Source organism: Enterococcus sp. DJ147D b, assembly GCF_058216655.1.
This window is the reverse complement of sequence record NZ_CM177104.1, coordinates 501,297-518,054: the sequence shown is the minus strand read 5'-3', so window position 1 is coordinate 518,054 and position 16,758 is coordinate 501,297. Positions and strand designations below refer to the sequence as shown.

Sequence of the window (16,758 nt, the reverse complement as noted above, 5' to 3'; positions counted from 1 at the left end):
AGATAACTTGAGAAGTACCTGGGGCTAATATACTCAGTAGCAACATACAAGACAACATCGTAATAATTAGTTTAACTTTTTTCATTTTAACACTCCCTCATATTTTTTGTAAACGTTAACAAAAAATATATAGCATACAGCTATTACTTCTATAATTAATAACTCACATTATAAGGTAATATTTCATAGTCAGAAAGAATTAAATTACGCAGAGAGGATACTAAAAATTTGCTAGGCTTTATATAAATATCAGTTTATTAGTTTATTGGCTCTAAATTAAGTCTTGACTAATATTCTTAGACTATTCAACTCATTTTCTACTTTGATATATTATCTTTCTTTTTCATTCCCTTCCAAGGGTTAACACTGAACATTTAAATAACTTCGTGTTACTATGAGTTCGAAAGAAATTGAACGGAAAGGAAGATTCCTATGAATATTTTTGTTGTCGGCGCTAATGGTCAAATTGGTCGCCACTTGATTGAAGACCTTGCAAAGACGGATCACCAAATCATTGCTGGTGTTCGAGATGTTGCTAAACAATCACTAATTGAAGCGAACAACGTTACTTACGTTCCATTTGATTTGACTTGGACTGTAGCAGAAATGGTCAACGCTTTTAAAGAAATCGATACAGTTATTTTTGCTGCTGGTTCTCAAGGAAAAAACTTATTACAAGTCGACCTTGACGGTGCAATCAAAACCATTCGTGCGTCAGAACAAGCTGAGGTCAAACGTTACCTAATGATTAGTGCCGTTTTTGCAGATAATCCAGCAAACTGGCCTGCTTCAATGATCGACTACTACATTACGAAACACTATGCTGACGAATGGTTGAAGCATCAAACAACTTTAGATTATGTTATTGTTCAACCAGTTACTTTGACCAATGAGGAAAAGGTTTCACACATTCAATTAACTGAACCTGGTGAACAAGCTGCTAAAACAATCAGTCGCCAAACAGTTGCTGCATTCTTAAGTCAATTAGTTGATACTTCCGCTTTTTCTCGAAAGACAATTGTTCTTTCCGAGGGAACAGAGGAAATTGCAGACGCACTAGCTAAATAGAAAAAAAGGTATGGCAACTACTTGCCATACCTTTTTTTTATTTCATAAGTGTTAATTCATAAATTGGATCATAGGTGATGCTTGCGCCATCGTTTATAAAGTCGCTACTTGACCCTAATAATACTTTGTTCACTTCATAAATAGATTGCGCCAAATTTATTTTTTCTAGGACTGAATTTTTTAGTGGTCCTTCTTCGCTTACTCGGTTCCAATGATGGATCGCAATATTTTTTGCTTGCTCTAAAGTGAATCCTTTTGCTTGCAAAATAGCCGTTTTTGTCCATAAAAAGTTTGATGGCACAACATGATTCAAATCATCTGCATGATATGTTCGCCCATCTCGATCCAAAGCATATAAAAACATTCCATATAATTGATGATCTGCGGTAAATTTTGCTACTTTATAAATATTACTTGTCTCATAAGGTTCTTTTGTATCATACCAACGATTATTGTCTTGTTCTTCTGGGAAAGTCAAACCTGGCATAAAGCGCTCTTTTTCAATGATATTGGCATAATCATTGATTGCACGTTGTGTTCGTGTGTCATCCGATCCATACTGTTGGTATCCTAAATAGGTAAAACTTGATGCAACATTTTGTAAAGGTGCTAAGTTAGAGCCATTCGTGTCGTAAACAAAAACGGTGCCATTGTTCGCCAGTGGTCCAATGTATTTTGCTAACGCTTTGATTACACCATCTGAAAGAGCAATGTCTGCAGCACTTGGGAAAGTTTCCATATCAATATCAAGACCATCAATACCAAAAGCACGTACGTGTTCATCTAGTAATTGATTTGCATATGCATCAAACTCTTGTTCTGTTGGAAATGAACCAGCATAAGGGACTTTCAACAATTCGGAATAGTCAATTGCTTTGGTTAATTTCACACCACGCGCATGTAAGTTAGGTACGTAATGTTCTTTCAATTCCTTAAAAAATGGTGCTGCTTTGTCTTCTTCTCCTTTTGGTACATAACTAAAGATGTTTACAATGTCGATACCATAAGGAATGTCATCCATTGTCAACCAATTTTCATCAGGTAAACTAGTGTTGACACCCTGCATCGTTTTATCGCGCCAAGCTCGATAGTAAACCATCGTCTGTGTTGAATGTTCTTGTTCTTGTCCATGAACTGTTACAGGAATAAAAAGTGCCATAGCAAAAAAAACGAGTGCAGCAAATCCAACCTTCATTTTCTTCATTTTGTTTTCTCCTCTTTTTCTGTAAAACATCCCGTCAAGCCTCACTAGCAATTCATTTTCCATTTAATTTCAAATAATGGAAAACCAAACCACAATACGTCATATTTGCCCAAGAAAACCATTCTCTCGTATAATTCTCAGGATTGTCCACATCAACTCCCTCATGACACTGCAAAGTTCCAGCGTCGGTTTTAGCAATTTGATCAATTTTTTCTTCAACAAAGTCTTGATTCGTTGAAGTCAAGCCTTCCATCGCAAGTGAAATCGGCCATACATAATTTGGTGGTGTATGCGGACTGCCAATTCCTGCCAAGTAAGTTCCAGAATAATAATAAGGGTTTTCTTTACTTAAAATTTTCTGACGTGTCGTTTGATAAAGTGGATCGTTTTCTTTCACATAACCTAAAAACGGTAAAGATAATAAGCTAGGAACATTTGCATCATCCATAAATAAATGATTTCCCAAACCATCTACCTCATAGGCATAATAACTTTTACCATTATCGTCATGTAGAATAGCAAATTGTTGGACACCTTCTGATATGTCTTTTTGTAACTTCTGGATTTTTTGACGTAATACTTCTTGGTCTTCTTCCGTTTTCACTGCTAACAATTCTAGTAATTGATCTAAGATAACTAGAATAAATAAATTTCCTGGGACAAAGTACCCATAGGTGCACGCATCATCACTTGGACGAAATCCACTCCAGACCATTCCCGTATAACTTATCGGTGTGCCTTTTCCTTCTCTTGCTAAAGTGTCCGATGGCGGACAATCTGTACGTTGGAAAAGGTATTCTGATGTTTCGTGGTGTTGCTCTGTAATGAACGTATCGATTGCCAACTCAGCAATCGCCCAAAAATCAGGTGTCAAATGCGCTTCATAACCTGTTTTTTTGTACAGATGAAACGCTAAGAAAAATGGTGCACATAATGAATCGATTTCAAACTTTCTTTCCCAAACTAATGGTGAAATTGGAATATTTGACGTGTCATTACTGTAATGACCGCCACCAGTTTCCTTGTTAAATGCATTAGAATAAGGATCATGCTTGATATACGTTAATTGTTGCTTCAATACGCCATGAATCAATTGTTTGATTGCGGGCACTTCATGGACGATTTCTAAATAAGGTAAGACTTGAAAAGTTGAATCTCTTAACCACATGGCGGGAATATCACCTGTGGCAACAAAGATTTCACCATTTTCTCTTACAGAAACAGTATTCGTAATTGTATCAACGAGTGCATGTTGAAATAACTTTGTTGCTTTTTCGTCTTTTAAGTTAATAGTCATTGCATATTTTTGGATTTCATTGATTAACTCTGTTTGATTGATCACGTCACTACTCCATTTCTTGTTTATTGAAAAAAATGCCATATGTTCGTATCTCACCTGGCTTGAAAGCATCCATCGCTAACGTTATTACATTCTTGGCTACAGAATCAATTACTTTGCCTTCCAAATTCAGTAGTTTTACTTCCGCAGGTACATCAAAAGAGAGTTTTCCTGGTATTTCTTGTGCTATATCTGTTGAATTGTACAAACGTAATTCGATCCCTGTTCCATCAATGGTTGATTGGAGGCTACTAAATACAACAGTCAACTCACTAGCTGTCACTTTTCCTCGCGGATCTTCAACAAGTGATTTTGGATTGACTGGGAAATATTGGATGGGTGTTGTAAAACGATTCAATTCCTGCGTTTGATAGTCAAGCGCTTCTTGTGTTGTTTCTAAATAGTTTGTTTGTAACTTTTGGCTATTAAAAAGTTCATCTAAAACAATGCTTCCTTCAAATACAATTGTTCCCACTAATTGGCTATCTGGTGTCGGGACAACTTTTGTTTGAAGTCCCGAAGCATCTCCAGGTCTTCGCCACGTATCTGGACGCCCTAAGTAACCCACACCACGTAAAACAGTGATTGCTAATTGCTGTCTTTCACCATCGATCACTTGGAAATCTTTCGTACCTCTAGTTAAAAATGACCAGCTTTCTTTTTCATCATGAAGATTGGCAAGATGTAACATTGGTCGCATACTTGTTGGTTCTTCTTTATAGCCAATTTCTTTCCAATCAGGTAGATGTTTTTCTTCAATTGGCCGTTGGATGATGCCAAATGGCGTATCACTTGTAGAAACATTTGCCGCTGTTTTGGTTGCTATCATCAAACGTAAACGATGATCAAGGACTTGATTATCTAAAGTTAGATGCACATCGATCAAGTTCGTTTGTTTGTTGCATTCCAGAACCATCGTATAGCTGACTGTTCCATCGGTTACTTGTTCTTTTCGTGAACGTAAGTCAAAAGGTAATGCCCATTCTCCCTCAATCGTCATTCGACTAATCAAGTTGCCTTGTTCAACCACTACTTGTTGATGCTGTGCAAAATCAAGTTCTAGGAACCAGTCATTAAACGCTGGTGAATAATCATAAGTGTCGCCTTCATCACCACTGTCTTCAAACCATAAGAAATCATGGTACCATTTCTTCAATTCTTTTGAGTAAAGGTTTAGTTTTCCTTCTTTTAATTGGATCACATACCAGTCATTTTCTAACTCCGTTGCTTTTGCAAGCTGTGGTACACTTGCAGCCGATTCTTCGACAGTAAAACAAAGCCATCCCATTGAAGGCAATGTACACTTGATTGCTACTTCACTTACATAGTAGTGTTCATCACTCATCGCTGCTGGATTTCTTCTCAAAAGAGCGGCATTTTCTCGTTTTTGACTTAACAATTCAATTTCGACTTTTTCACCGTTTTGATCAACTAATGAAAAATCAGGTGTTTTAGTTGAAAGTGTCACTTTACGAATCGTTGACAATTCAAAGGGTAATGGATTCCAAAGAAATACTTGATTTTCTTGTCCTTGGTTCAAAGAAATGCTCAATTTTCGCAATAAATAATCCACACAAGACTGCGCTTCTTGTAATCCGTTAATCCCACGCATATAGATATCTTGATTCGTTTTATCACTGTTACAGCCACCTGCACTATCATGGGCTTGTCCTCTGGCAACGATTTTCCACAAGCTTGTAATCAGTCCTTGTTTGACAGGAATACCATGATTTGCTGCTACGACAGATAATGGTTCTAATTGATACGTCAAGCTACGTTCTAATCGATCGTAAACCTGTTTCAAATCATATCTAGAAGAATAAATGCCACGATGGATTTTTGAATCAGACGGTTCAATAAATTCTCCAGAGAACTCAGGAAGTTTTTCAGATTCATTTTCTAAAGATTTAAAGAAAATCGGATAGTTGCTTTCAATGAATCGAGTCGTTGCTTCGCTTTCTTGATTGGCTAAATTGATTCGTTGTTTCAAATCAAAGTCAACTGCTCGTTGGTCACCACCTACTGGTAACAAATGTGTTTCACTTGGTGTCTGTGTACTGATTTTTTCTGCAAGATCATCAAATTGATTTTGCTCAACCAATTCCACACCAGCATAGTATCCGTTTTTGATATTTGCTGTTAAGACTTTTGAGCCATCATTGCTTGACCAGTAAAAGTAACGAGCTTCCGCTTCTCTTGGCATTCCTCGCCAAAACAATGCGTGAGAAATATCAAATCCTTGATAAATTTTGGGCATATCTTGTCCTTGTCCAAAAGAGTCTGGTAGATAACCAACTCGCATCACACCACCTAATGCTTTGGCCTCTGCAATGCCAATTTTTAGATTACGAACAATCGATTCACCTGACGTAGTCATCTCATCAATTTGTGTGAACCATGGACCAATGAACAAGCGTCCTGCTGTCACAAATTTTTTGATATCTGCTTCTTTTTCTGGAAACAGAGCTAAATAATCTTCAATAATCGACATTTGACCATCAAGCGTATAATAATCTAATTGATTTGTTTCTAAAGCTTCTAAAACTTCATCCATATGGAAAATAAATTGAACGCGCGCTTCTTGACGGGTAAAATACCATTCAAAATCCCAATGGGTATGTGCGACTGTGTAAATATCTTTCATGAGTGACACTCCTCTATTCTTCTACAATTCATTCGATTATTCAGCTGAACGAGCCATCAATTGGTCTGCTGCTCTTTCTTGTCGTTGATTCAAAATGACAAAAGGTGCATACATGATGATATCTAGGACCACCAATACAAAAGTCAAGATGACTGGACTAATATGGAAGGCGCCTAAGACCCAAGTGCTAATAAAAATTGGTTCATTCCCTGAATTTAAAACAACTAATGGAACGACCCAGCCAAGTGAAGTTACCACATAAGCAATCACGGCATTGACGATTGGTACAACGATCCAAGGAATGAACATCAATGGATTTAAAACAATTGGTAATCCGAAAATAACTGGTTCATTAATACCAAAACAACCAGGAATCAATGCTAATTTGGCAACTTCTCGTTCTTTTTCACCTTTTCTCGTAAAAATTAGCATGGCGATGATCAAGCCAAAGGTTGCCCCTGAACCACCAATCATTGCATAAACATTTGTCATAGTATTTGGTGCGATTGAGATGCCAGCAAAACTTTGTGTTTCTGCAAACTTCGCAACATTTTCTAAGAAAACCGGTAACCAAAACGCGGAAACAACTCCCCAAACGATATTAAAACCATGTAATCCTAAGAACCATAAAATTTGTTGTAATAAAATGACAATAATAATTGCAGGTAAGCCTGTTCCAACAGTCAACAATGGTTTGATTAACACTTCAGAAATCATTTGTAACAATGAAACATATCCTAATGATTGGATCACGATACGAAGAACACCAAAAATCAATAATACTTCACTGATCGGAATCAATGAGAAAAAGGAATCAAAAACATTTTGTGGAACATTCCCCGGCATCTTGATCGTAAATTTACTTCGTGTAAATCGAGCAAATAAAGCAACTGCGATCATTCCAACAATCAATGCGGTAAACATACCTTCATAACTGAAGAAAGAAGAAGCAAAACCTTCGATTATTTCTGCCTTAGAGTCGAGATAATTCACATTATTTGGTACCATTACAAAGTAAGCAGACAATGCAAGTAATGTTGCAATAATTGGATTTAAGCGTTCATTTTTTTCTTTCTGTTTTAATTCAATCGCATAAGAGTAAGCTGAAGAAAAGACAACAATAATAGCAACGATTCCTAATGTAGCATTTCCTAAGTAACCAAATAAGTTACTAATATTTGTTAGAATTGCATTATCGATCCCTTGATTTTTAATCAACGCATCGATCTGCATTTTAATTAAATTGGAAAATGACCCAACAACAGTAAATGGGATAGTGCGGACAAACGCATTTTTTACAGCCTGTAGAATAGTATTGCCTTCAACCCAAGCTGAAACTTTTAACAATGGTTCTTGAAGTTTTTGTACATCAAATTTCATAGTAATACTCCCTTTTCTACTTTTTAGAGAAAACGTTTTCTGATTTAATTATATACAACTAAGATAATTTGTAAACACTTAATTTTATAATTATATATACAAATTATCTTTTTTATATTAAAATGTGTATACAAATAATAAAAAGTGAGGTTTACAAATTGTACAAATACCGCGAAATTTACTCAGATATTAAGCGTGATATCTTAACAAATCATTATCGTGCTGGGACTTTATTACCTACCCAAGAATTTTTTGCAGAAAAATATGATGTTTCTCGCATTACATTAAAAAAAGCACTATCTTTATTAGAAAATGAGGGATTAATATTTAGTAAGCAAGGTTCGGGTACATATATTCGTCCAACAATTGAAAACAACACAAGCGAATTACTTCCCTTAGATTTACCGGTTGGGGTAACTTATTCCCATCGTGATCAAGAAATCAAAAGTAATATTTTGTTTTTTGATGCTCGTTTGCCTACAGAAGAAGAACAGCAAAACTTATCTTTAAATAAAACGGACCCTGTTTATGAATTTAAGCGCGTTCGTTTATTGAATGGCCAATATTATAGTTTCGAACATGTCGTTATGCCGGTCGCTATCGCACCAATCACCGAAGAAATCTTGCAAGGATCCGTTTATGACTATTTAGGTCATGAAGCGAAGTTACAGTTAGTTGATGCACGCCGAATTGTTTATGCAGATCATGCAAATGAAGAAGTTAGTGACTCTTTAGGTATCAAAAAAAATGATCCTGTATTGGTAATCGAACAAATTGGTTACGATCAAAAAGGTCGGGCATTTGAATTTTCAAAATCTTATTTTATTAGTAATCAAAGTAAGTTTGTTCTCGATGTTCATTTAAAGAAACTGTAAGCTCCAGTCAGTTCACTTGGAAAAAGCAAACAAGCATGCCAACTAAAAAATAGTTTGCATGCTTGTTTGCTGCTGTAAAGTTGAAATGCTAAAGTAACAAACAAGCTTGGGATATTACTTATCCCAAGCTTGTTTTTAGTTTTCAGAAACAAATTTGGCAGCTTGTTGCCCCGCTTGACGTCCGAAAATAATAATTTCTGCTACTGAATTTCCACCAATTCGGTTATCCCCGTGTAAGCCGCCAGTTACTTCACCAGCCGCATATAAACCTTTAATTGGTTCATTATCTGCATTCAATACTTCTGTGTTCGTATTGATTTTCACGCCACCCATTGTATAGTGGATCCCTGGTGCGATTTTGATTGCATAATATTTTGGTTTTGATAAATCATTGTCCATCGCAGTTGTACGATTAAATTGTGTATCCTTTTTATCTGCTACTTCGCTATTCCAAGTAGTAACTGTCTTTGCTAATGTTTCTTCAGGAATATTGATTGCTTTTGCTAAATCTTCAATGCTATCACCAGCTGTAACATAGCCTTTTTCATCATAGAAATCAATTGCTTTCGCACGATCGCGTACGCCTTGGTCAAAGATCAAGTAAGCTGATTTGTCTGGCAAAGCAGTAATTGCTGCTGATACTTTATCACGAGTATCCATTTCATTTACAAAACGTTCACCATCGTTATTGACAAGAATTGCACCTTCACCACGGACAACTTCACCAATCAAAACACCTTTGTCTTGTTGAACAGTTGGGTGAATCTGAATTTTATCCATATCCACTGCTTGTCCACCAAGTTTTTCAATCATCTTGATGCCATCACCCGTTGAACCTTCTTGGTTAGTTGTTACATAACCCTTCAGGTCTGGACGATATTCTTCGATCAATTCTTTGCTTGCACCAAAACCACCAGTTGTTACAACAATTGCTTTTCCAGTGATTTCTTTTGGTTTTTCACCTTGTACTTGTACAGTTACTTCATTCACTGTACCGTCATTTTTCTTGATATCTGTAACATCAGTGTTTACAAAAATTGGAATTTCACGTTCATGAACGTTTTTCAAAAGCCCTTCAACTAAGTAGCCACCAATTGCAGAACCATCTGATGGGCGATGCGTACGTTTTTCACTCATCCCACCTGTGATCGTTAAGTTATCTAAAGTAATACCATTTGTGTCTAACCAATCAATAGCGTCTGCTGAATGATCAACAAAGTAGCGTAACATTTCTTTGTCGTTCGTTCCTCCACCACCTTTTAAGGTTTCTTCATAAAACGCGTCATTTGAATCTGTGATGCCATCTGCTTTTTGGAATTTAGTTTCAGAGGCATTCATTCCGCTCGAAGATTTTGAAGTATTTCCGCCCGCAACTGGCATTTTTTCCAAAATAACTGGATTTAATCCAGCATCTTTTGCTTCAATTGCAGCAGTCATTCCAGCTCCACCAGCACCAACAATCACTAGGTCATAGGAATCTTTCATTTCTTTTGGATCTGTATATGCTTGTTCAGATGCACCAGAAGACACATCTGTTGTTTCTTTTGTACTTGAGTTTGATGATTCCTTTGAAGCTGAATTATCTGATGAACAGGCGCTCATCGTGATAACAGATGTCACAATAAATAAACTCGCTAATAATTTTTTCATTTTTTTCCTCCTTTTTTCCCAAAGCTCATTATAAGTGAACAAAATCACAATAACAACAGCTATGAGAAAAATTTAAAAGACAGATAAAAAAATCAGACACTATCAAGCATTTGACAAATAAAGAAATAACATAATTTTAGATCAACAAAAAAAGTTGTGACGATTGTCACAACTTTTAACGCCATTTCTTAAATAATCACACAAACTTGTAAGAAATTGTTTCTTATTCTCTTTATTTTTTCGGAGCTGAACGCTTAGTGCCACAACCTTCTTCACGGTGTTCCCCAAGCAACTCCTCGAAATAATTCATAACTGTCCAAAAATATGGACAGCCATTTTTGCCAGTTATTCTTTATTTTTTCGGAGCTAAACGCTTGGTGCCACAACCTTCTCTTAAAATTTTGTTGAATTTTTTTCTGGAGCTAATTCACCAATGATTCGAACTTCCGTTTCCAATTCCACATCAAACGTTTCCTTGATGACTTGTTGAATATGACCAATCAATTCCACATAATCTGTCGCCGTTGCATGATCAATATTGACAATAAATCCTGCATGCTTTTCAGAAATTTGTGCGCCACCCCATTTTAAACCTTGTAAACCTGCTTCTTGGATCAATTGTCCAGTGTAATGCCCAACAGGACGCTTGAATACACTGCCACAAGAGGGATACTCAAGAGGTTGTTTAGATTGACGCAATTCAGTTAGTTCATCCATTCGCGCCTTAATTTGTGGGTAGTCTCCTTTTTTTAATTGAAAACGTGCTTCTAACACGATTGCATTCATATTTTGGATTTCACTATGACGGTAAGAAAAATTCATTTTTTCGTTGGTTAGTGTTTGCATCGTTCCATCTTCAAGTAAAACATCGACTTCTGCAAGGACATCCTTGATTTCACCATCATACGCTCCCGCATTCATATAAACAGCCCCGCCAACACTTCCTGGAATTCCACAAGCAAATTCAAAGCCTGTTAATGATTCCGCCAAAGCTGCATAAGTTGTATCAATTAGTTTCGCACCTGCTTCTGCCACAACAACTGTATCTTCTACATGAACAGCATTCATTTCAGTCAACATAATAACTACACCACGAATCCCGCCATCACGAACGATCAAATTGCTAGCGTTTCCTAATACCATCCAAGGCACTTGATTCATTCTGCAATAGTCAACGATTTCTTTGACTTCTTCTTTTCTCTTTGGAAAAGCAAGGACATCTACTGGTCCACCAGTCTTGGTAAATGTATAATTCATCAACGGTTCATCTAAGAGCAAAGTTATCTCTGGTAAGTGCTTCATTAATTCTTCTTTATTCACTGAGGATTTTCCTTTCTTTTCAAACATCCACATCATTCTATCACGCTTAAAACAAAGTTACTACCCTCGATGTTAAAGCAGATGACGAAGATGCACCCGGATCATTTGTTCACAAAGCTCGTGACTCTGATAGACTCCTGCTTGTTTTAACTGTTGATTATTTGATTGCGCTTGTTGAATTTGTTCAAAAAATGCCATGACCATTGGCTCAAACCCGCGTTTTTCTAAAGTATTCGTCCAATCGCCAAATTCCTTTAGTCGTGTTTGTCCCTCTTGTTGAATCGTCATCTGTGTCAGATTACGAACTTCGTAAGTCCCTTGTTCACTGGTTACTTGATACTGTTCCGTATTCGCACCACTTCTCAAATCCATTGTTAAAATAGCCGTTTGATTAGCCGTTTCGAGATGCAAGATTGCAAGCTCTAGATAATCATTCTGTTCAATGATCTTACTGTTCACTCGAGTAATGGGTTCATCCAATAAATAAACAGCTGTATCTACTAAATGTAAAAAAAGATCATACACAACAAATTCCGTTGTTTCTTGTGCAGCTATTCGATTTTTTTGCAACTGGATCAGACGTTTATTAGGCAATTGCTTCAATTCATCAACCATCGGTGCAAAGCGACGATTAAACCCAATCATCAATACAACTTGATTTTTTTCTGCCAAAGCTTGTAACTCAGCTACTTCATTCAACGAAGTACTTAATGGTTTATCAATAAATACATGGATTCCATGTTCTAAACATTTTTTTGCGAGTTCATAATGAACTTTTGTTGCTGCGTGAATCATACATGCTTCGATTTTTTCTGCAATCAATTCATCAATCGTTTCATACAAATGAGAAAAGCCATACATCTCTTTGATTCTTTTTTTCGTTTCTTCATTTCTAGTTGCAAAATAAAAGGTCAATGTTCCTTGATTTTTTGCATAAGTGGGTAGATACGCTTTTTCTGCAATGTTGCCAATACCGATTACGCCAATCTTCATTTTTTCTCCTCCAATAATTCTTTCTTAACTTAATTTTACACCATTTTTCATTTTGATAAAATTGAAGTACAATGAGAACAGAAAAAAGACGTACTTAAGTAAAAAGGAGTGTCTATTTTGAAACTTATCTCTTGGAATGTTAACGGCCTTAGAGCGATTATGAAAAAGAATTTTATGGAAGTCTTTCATGAGTTAGATGCAGATTTCTTTTGTTTACAAGAAACGAAATTACAAGAAGGACAAATAGCGTTAGACTTGCCTGGTTATCATCAATATTGGAATTACGCAGTCAAAAAAGGATATTCAGGTACTGCCATTTTTGCTAAGGAAGAGGCACTAACTGTTTCTTACGGTATGGGAATTGATGAACACGATCAAGAAGGTCGTTTGATTACATTAGAATACCCAAACTTCTTCTTAGTTACCTGCTACACGCCAAACTCGCAAAGCGAATTAAAGCGATTAGCTTATCGACTTGAATGGGAAAAATCTTTTGAAAACTACTTAAATGAGTTAAACAAACAAAAGCCAGTCATCATCTGTGGTGATTTAAATGTAGCACATGAGAAAATTGACCTAAAAAACTGGAAAACAAATCAAAAGAATGCTGGCTTTACCCTTGAAGAACGCAATGCCTTTTCTCATTTGCTTGCTACAGGATTTACTGATACTTTCCGTCATTTTTATCCAACGCAAGAAGGCATTTATTCTTGGTGGAGCTATCGTTTCAATGCACGGAAAAATAATGCCGGTTGGCGCATCGACTATTTTTTAACAAGTCGTTCTTTGGATAGCAATTTAATCGATGCCAAAATCCATACTGAAATTTTTGGTAGTGATCATTGCCCAGTAGAGCTAGACTTAAAAATGTAACGATTTGTTTTGATTTCTAGAAACAATTTATTTTTCGATAATCTATGTTAGAATACTTTTTAAAGGGGGGTTTATGAAAATGAACTTCGTTGCAATGGACTTTGAAACAGCTAACCATCAACCACATAGTGCCTGTTCATTGGCATTAGTGATGGTTCAAAATAGTCAGATTGTTGATGAATACTATACCTTGATCCAGCCGGAAACACCTTTTTTCTGGCGTAATGTTCAAATTCATGGCATTCATCAAGAAGATGTGCGAAATGCACCAAAATTTCCAGAAGTTTGGTCAACGATTCAAAATTATTTTCAACAAAATCGGCTAGTAGTTGCGCATAACGCCGCTTTTGATACTAAAGTGTTAGCCGGCTGTTTGGACTACTATCACCTCGATCAACCAAATTATTTATCATTATGTACGGTGAAAAGTAGTCGCAAACTATTTCCAGAATTCCCTAACCATAAACTCAATACGGTTTGTGAGAATCTTTCTATTTCACTAGATCATCATCACGATGCGTTAGAAGATAGTCGAGCTTGTGCTGAAATTTTGCTTTATCAAGAAAAGCATTTTGGGACGGAGCCGCTTAAGAAATTGGTTACTTTGAAGTAAGATTGTGAAAAAAGGTTATGGAGCCAAGCGTTCAGCTTCGAGAAATAAGAATAAATGACCAGAAATTGCTTCTCAAATTTTTTAGTCATTTGGGCTTATTGGAAAGAAGTGTCCAGCTCCGAACGACTAAATCACTTCAAAATTTAAAAAATAAGAACCTTGTTTATCCATTCGATAAACAAGGTTCTTATTTTTATTTACAATAACCAGAAGAACTATTCATACAATAATTTTCATAAGTCTGAGCGCTGGGGTAAACAATAACCTTAGCAAAACACTACTAAAATTTTTAATTATCCCTGAATCAGATTGATACAATTGATCGAAAGAATCTGCAAATAAAATGATGTGTCCATAAAGATATACGGTAAGCAAATAAACAACAATTCCTATCCCTATTATAAGCAAATTTTTTTAGCTTTTGACAATTGTTGTTCTCCTGTTTTTAATTTTATTGATAAAACTCGTCTTTTTGTGCCCACACTTGATTTGATTATTTTAGCAGAAACAGATCTAATATTATAAATCCAAATAACTCATTTGATAAACATCTAAAAATTCACCTGCATCACTTCTCGCACCTCTTGGCATCGTTGATTCGATTTCAAACCCCAATTTTTGATACAAATGTACTGCTCGTTCATTTCGAACTTGAACTTGTAACTCTAAGCGAAAAATTTTTTTACTGTTCTTTGCCCAATCAATAATTTCTTCAATCAGCAATGTTCCTAATCCAAATCCCCAATACTCTTTTAGTAAACTAATTCCAATTTCTCCGATGTGAGCGATTCGATATTCATTAGTAGCTTTTACGGAAGCTGTCCCAACAATTTTTTCCCCAACTAAAGCAACCAACAACAAATTATTCGTACTTTCAGCCAAATAACCTAGTTCTAAAGCCAGTCTTTCTGGTGATAACTGCAATCCTTCTTCATCCATCACTAAAAACTCTGTTTCGCTACCAACCTGTTTACTCATTGACAAAATTTCTTGCGCATCTTCTGGAGTAGCCTCACGGATTACCACACTAATTTCCTCAGCCATTGATTTTTTCCCATCCATTTCGTATTCTTTTTTCAAAATCTGCTCCTTGACTACCATATGCGCGAAATTTCACATAGCGTTTGTTCAAATCTGTATCACTTTTTTCTAAAATCAGTTCCAGATAATCTTCTGGCACAGCTTCTTCCAATAAATTTCCCCATTCAATAACAGATAGTCCATCACCTTCAAAGTACTCATCTAATCCCAAGTCTGCACCGCTTGCCGCCACACGATAGATGTCCATATGATACAACGGTAATCTTCCCTGTCCATACTCACGAATGATTGTATATGTGGGACTTTTGATCATTTGATCAATGCCTAATCCCAAAGCAATTCCCTTAGTCATTGTCGTTTTTCCAGCACCAAGATCACCCGTTAATATCAAATTATCACCAGCTTCAGCAACTTCTCCAATTACCTTCGCAAGTTCTTCCGTCATTTCTAATCCTGTTAATTCAATCATTTCTCTTCTCTACTTTCTATCCTCTATGCTTCGTCCTGTTTCTATGTGCAAGTATAACGCGGAACAGCCAATTTTTAAAGAAAAATAAGAGTGCACGACCGAGGTCATACACCCTTATCAAGAATCAAATGTTTGAAAATAAAACGGTCGCTGACTTGCTTGTTGGAGCCAGTTGTTCATTCTTTATCTGAAAATGAACGCTTGGTACCACACCCTTTTTCGCGACCTTATTAGTCCATCAAAGTTTGCGCTGCAGTAATAATAGACAATTTATAAACATCTTCTTCATTTGCCCCACGTGACAGATCAGAAACTGGCTTGTTTAGTCCTTGTAAGATTGGGCCGATTGCTTCAAAGTTACCAAAACGTTGCGCAATTTTATACCCAATATTTCCAGATTGTAACTCTGGGAAAACGAAAACAGTTGCTTGTCCTGCAACATCCGAATTTGGTGCTTTCAATTGTGCAACTGCGGGCACATAAGAAGCATCAAATTGTAATTCACCATCAATCATATATTGAGGTGCTAATTGTTTCGCAATTTTTGTTGCTTCTACGACTTTATCTACTTCAGCTGCTTTAGCAGAACCTTTTGTTGAAAAACTCATCAACGCAACTTTTGGTTCGATGTCAAATAACTCAGCTGTTTTCGCTGAATCTACCGCGATTTCAGCTAATTCTTGAGCCGTTGGGTTCACATTGATTGCACAGTCAGAAAAGACATATTTTTCTTGATCTCTTCCGCGAACCATGATCATCGCACCACTTGTACGACTCACACCAGGTTTTGTTTTGATGATTTGTAATGCTGGACGAACTGTGTCGCCAGTCGAATGAATAGCACCAGAAACCATGCCATCAGCAATTCCCATATAAGTCAGCATTGTACCAAAGTAATTGACATCTTTTAAAATTTCTTGTGCTTGTTCTTTGGATGCCTTTCCATTACGACGCTCAACAAAAGCATCAACCATTTCATCCCATTGTGCATAATTAGCAGGGTCAATGACTGTAAAACCTGAAGCCTTGATACCGCGTGCATGAGCTGCATTTTTGATTTCTTCTGGGTTACCAATCAAAATTGGTTCCATCAATTCTTCTGCTTTCAAACGAGCGGCAGCTCCCAAAATTCTTGCATCAGTTGCTTCTGGAAAAACGATTTTAATACCACGACGAACAATTTTAAATCTTAAATTATCAAACAATTCCACGAGATGACCTCCAGATATTTTATATATCCAATCATACACTATTCTCAAAAAAAAGAACAGTTTATTTTATCTGTATTA

14 protein-coding genes are annotated in these 16,758 nt (G+C 36.4%); 4 read left to right on the top strand and 10 right to left on the bottom strand.

From position 1 onward, the window contains the following. Positions 1-432 precede the first annotated feature (432 nt). Positions 433-1,068 (top strand): SDR family oxidoreductase, encoded by a 636-nt coding sequence (locus AC4BD1_RS02515; protein ID WP_490466889.1) that lies wholly within the window; start codon positions 433-435, stop codon positions 1,066-1,068. Between the two features lie 37 nt (positions 1,069-1,105). On the opposite strand, the gene AC4BD1_RS02510 is transcribed toward AC4BD1_RS02515, so the two are convergent. From AC4BD1_RS02510 to AC4BD1_RS02495, 4 genes are read right to left on the bottom strand one after another with little or no spacing between them, the layout of a single operon-like run. Then, positions 1,106-2,272: an EndoS/ChiA family endoglycosidase gene (locus tag AC4BD1_RS02510; RefSeq protein ID WP_490466888.1), complete on the bottom strand. Its 1,167-nt coding sequence runs from the start codon at positions 2,270-2,272 to the stop codon at positions 1,106-1,108. 52 nt (positions 2,273-2,324) lie between these two features. Further along, positions 2,325-3,653 carry a glycoside hydrolase family 125 protein gene (locus tag AC4BD1_RS02505; protein ID WP_206907034.1) on the bottom strand — a complete coding sequence of 443 codons (1,329 nt, stop codon included), beginning with the start codon at positions 3,651-3,653 and terminating at the stop codon, positions 2,325-2,327. Continuing rightward, the gene (locus tag AC4BD1_RS02500) at positions 3,619-6,255 is read right to left on the bottom strand and encodes a glycoside hydrolase family 38 N-terminal domain-containing protein (RefSeq protein WP_490466887.1); all 2,637 of its coding nucleotides are present in this window, start codon (positions 6,253-6,255) and stop codon (positions 3,619-3,621) included. The genes AC4BD1_RS02505 and AC4BD1_RS02500 overlap by 35 nt, the downstream gene beginning before the upstream one ends. Positions 6,256-6,291: 36 nt before the next feature. Further along, positions 6,292-7,635 (bottom strand): PTS sugar transporter subunit IIC, encoded by a 1,344-nt coding sequence (locus AC4BD1_RS02495; protein WP_206907030.1) that lies wholly within the window; start codon positions 7,633-7,635, stop codon positions 6,292-6,294. Positions 7,636-7,793: 158 nt separating this feature from the next. Here AC4BD1_RS02495 and AC4BD1_RS02490 point away from each other — a divergent pair, with 158 nt between their 5' ends. After that, positions 7,794-8,510 (top strand): GntR family transcriptional regulator, encoded by a 717-nt coding sequence (locus AC4BD1_RS02490; protein ID WP_490466886.1) that lies wholly within the window; start codon positions 7,794-7,796, stop codon positions 8,508-8,510. Positions 8,511-8,645: 135 nt separating this feature from the next. Here the strand turns inward: AC4BD1_RS02490 and AC4BD1_RS02485 are convergent, their stop codons facing one another. The 3 genes from AC4BD1_RS02485 to AC4BD1_RS02475 all read right to left on the bottom strand — a co-directional run bounded on the left by AC4BD1_RS02485 (position 8,646) and on the right by AC4BD1_RS02475 (position 12,473). Then, positions 8,646-10,160 (bottom strand): flavocytochrome c, encoded by a 1,515-nt coding sequence (locus AC4BD1_RS02485; protein ID WP_206907027.1) that lies wholly within the window; start codon positions 10,158-10,160, stop codon positions 8,646-8,648. A 393-nt stretch (positions 10,161-10,553) separates the two neighbouring features. Continuing rightward, positions 10,554-11,480 carry a UDP-N-acetylmuramate dehydrogenase gene (gene murB, locus AC4BD1_RS02480; RefSeq protein WP_490466884.1) on the bottom strand — a complete coding sequence of 309 codons (927 nt, stop codon included), beginning with the start codon at positions 11,478-11,480 and terminating at the stop codon, positions 10,554-10,556. Positions 11,481-11,552: 72 nt separating this feature from the next. Further along, the gene (locus AC4BD1_RS02475; RefSeq protein WP_490466883.1) at positions 11,553-12,473 is read right to left on the bottom strand and encodes a Gfo/Idh/MocA family protein; all 921 of its coding nucleotides are present in this window, start codon (positions 12,471-12,473) and stop codon (positions 11,553-11,555) included. A gap of 117 nt (positions 12,474-12,590) precedes the next feature. Here AC4BD1_RS02475 and AC4BD1_RS02470 point away from each other — a divergent pair, with 117 nt between their 5' ends. Together AC4BD1_RS02470 and AC4BD1_RS02465 are read left to right on the top strand one after the other, a co-directional pair. Further along, positions 12,591-13,346: an exodeoxyribonuclease III gene (locus tag AC4BD1_RS02470; RefSeq protein ID WP_206907021.1), complete on the top strand. Its 756-nt coding sequence runs from the start codon at positions 12,591-12,593 to the stop codon at positions 13,344-13,346. Between the two features lie 79 nt (positions 13,347-13,425). Further along, positions 13,426-13,959, top strand: a complete 534-nt coding sequence (locus AC4BD1_RS02465) for a 3'-5' exonuclease (protein ID WP_206907019.1) — start codon at positions 13,426-13,428, stop codon at positions 13,957-13,959. Positions 13,960-14,478: 519 nt separating this feature from the next. On the opposite strand, the gene AC4BD1_RS02460 is transcribed toward AC4BD1_RS02465, so the two are convergent. From AC4BD1_RS02460 to pta, 3 genes are all read right to left on the bottom strand, one after another. Further along, positions 14,479-15,003 carry a GNAT family N-acetyltransferase gene (locus tag AC4BD1_RS02460; protein ID WP_490486009.1) on the bottom strand — a complete coding sequence of 175 codons (525 nt, stop codon included), beginning with the start codon at positions 15,001-15,003 and terminating at the stop codon, positions 14,479-14,481. After that, a complete protein-coding gene (gene tsaE / locus AC4BD1_RS02455; protein ID WP_490466882.1) occupies positions 14,996-15,469 on the bottom strand; it encodes a tRNA (adenosine(37)-N6)-threonylcarbamoyltransferase complex ATPase subunit type 1 TsaE in 474 nt (157 codons plus the stop codon). The genes AC4BD1_RS02460 and tsaE overlap by 8 nt, the downstream gene beginning before the upstream one ends. A 230-nt stretch (positions 15,470-15,699) precedes the next feature. Beyond that, positions 15,700-16,680, bottom strand: a complete 981-nt coding sequence (pta, locus tag AC4BD1_RS02450; RefSeq protein ID WP_071868813.1) for a phosphate acetyltransferase — start codon at positions 16,678-16,680, stop codon at positions 15,700-15,702. Positions 16,681-16,758 lie beyond the last annotated feature (78 nt).

What these genes read in the sequence shown, in the direction of transcription:
- AC4BD1_RS02515 (WP_490466889.1), top strand. Translation starts at nt 433, where the DNA reads ATGAATATTTTTGTTGTCGGCGCTAATGGTCAAATTGGTCGCCACTTG.
- AC4BD1_RS02475 (WP_490466883.1), bottom strand. Translation starts at nt 12,473, where the DNA reads ATGAAGATTGGCGTAATCGGTATTGGCAACATTGCAGAAAAAGCGTAT.
- AC4BD1_RS02460 (WP_490486009.1), bottom strand. Translation starts at nt 15,003, where the DNA reads ATGGCTGAGGAAATTAGTGTGGTAATCCGTGAGGCTACTCCAGAAGAT.
- AC4BD1_RS02500 (WP_490466887.1), bottom strand. Translation starts at nt 6,255, where the DNA reads ATGAAAGATATTTACACAGTCGCACATACCCATTGGGATTTTGAATGG.
- AC4BD1_RS02465 (WP_206907019.1), top strand. Translation starts at nt 13,426, where the DNA reads ATGAACTTCGTTGCAATGGACTTTGAAACAGCTAACCATCAACCACAT.
- AC4BD1_RS02485 (WP_206907027.1), bottom strand. Translation starts at nt 10,160, where the DNA reads ATGAAAAAATTATTAGCGAGTTTATTTATTGTGACATCTGTTATCACG.
- AC4BD1_RS02505 (WP_206907034.1), bottom strand. Translation starts at nt 3,653, where the DNA reads ATGGCATTTTTTTCAATAAACAAGAAATGGAGTAGTGACGTGATCAAT.
- tsaE (WP_490466882.1), bottom strand. Translation starts at nt 15,469, where the DNA reads ATGATTGAATTAACAGGATTAGAAATGACGGAAGAACTTGCGAAGGTA.
- AC4BD1_RS02510 (WP_490466888.1), bottom strand. Translation starts at nt 2,272, where the DNA reads ATGAAGAAAATGAAGGTTGGATTTGCTGCACTCGTTTTTTTTGCTATG.
- AC4BD1_RS02495 (WP_206907030.1), bottom strand. Translation starts at nt 7,635, where the DNA reads ATGAAATTTGATGTACAAAAACTTCAAGAACCATTGTTAAAAGTTTCA.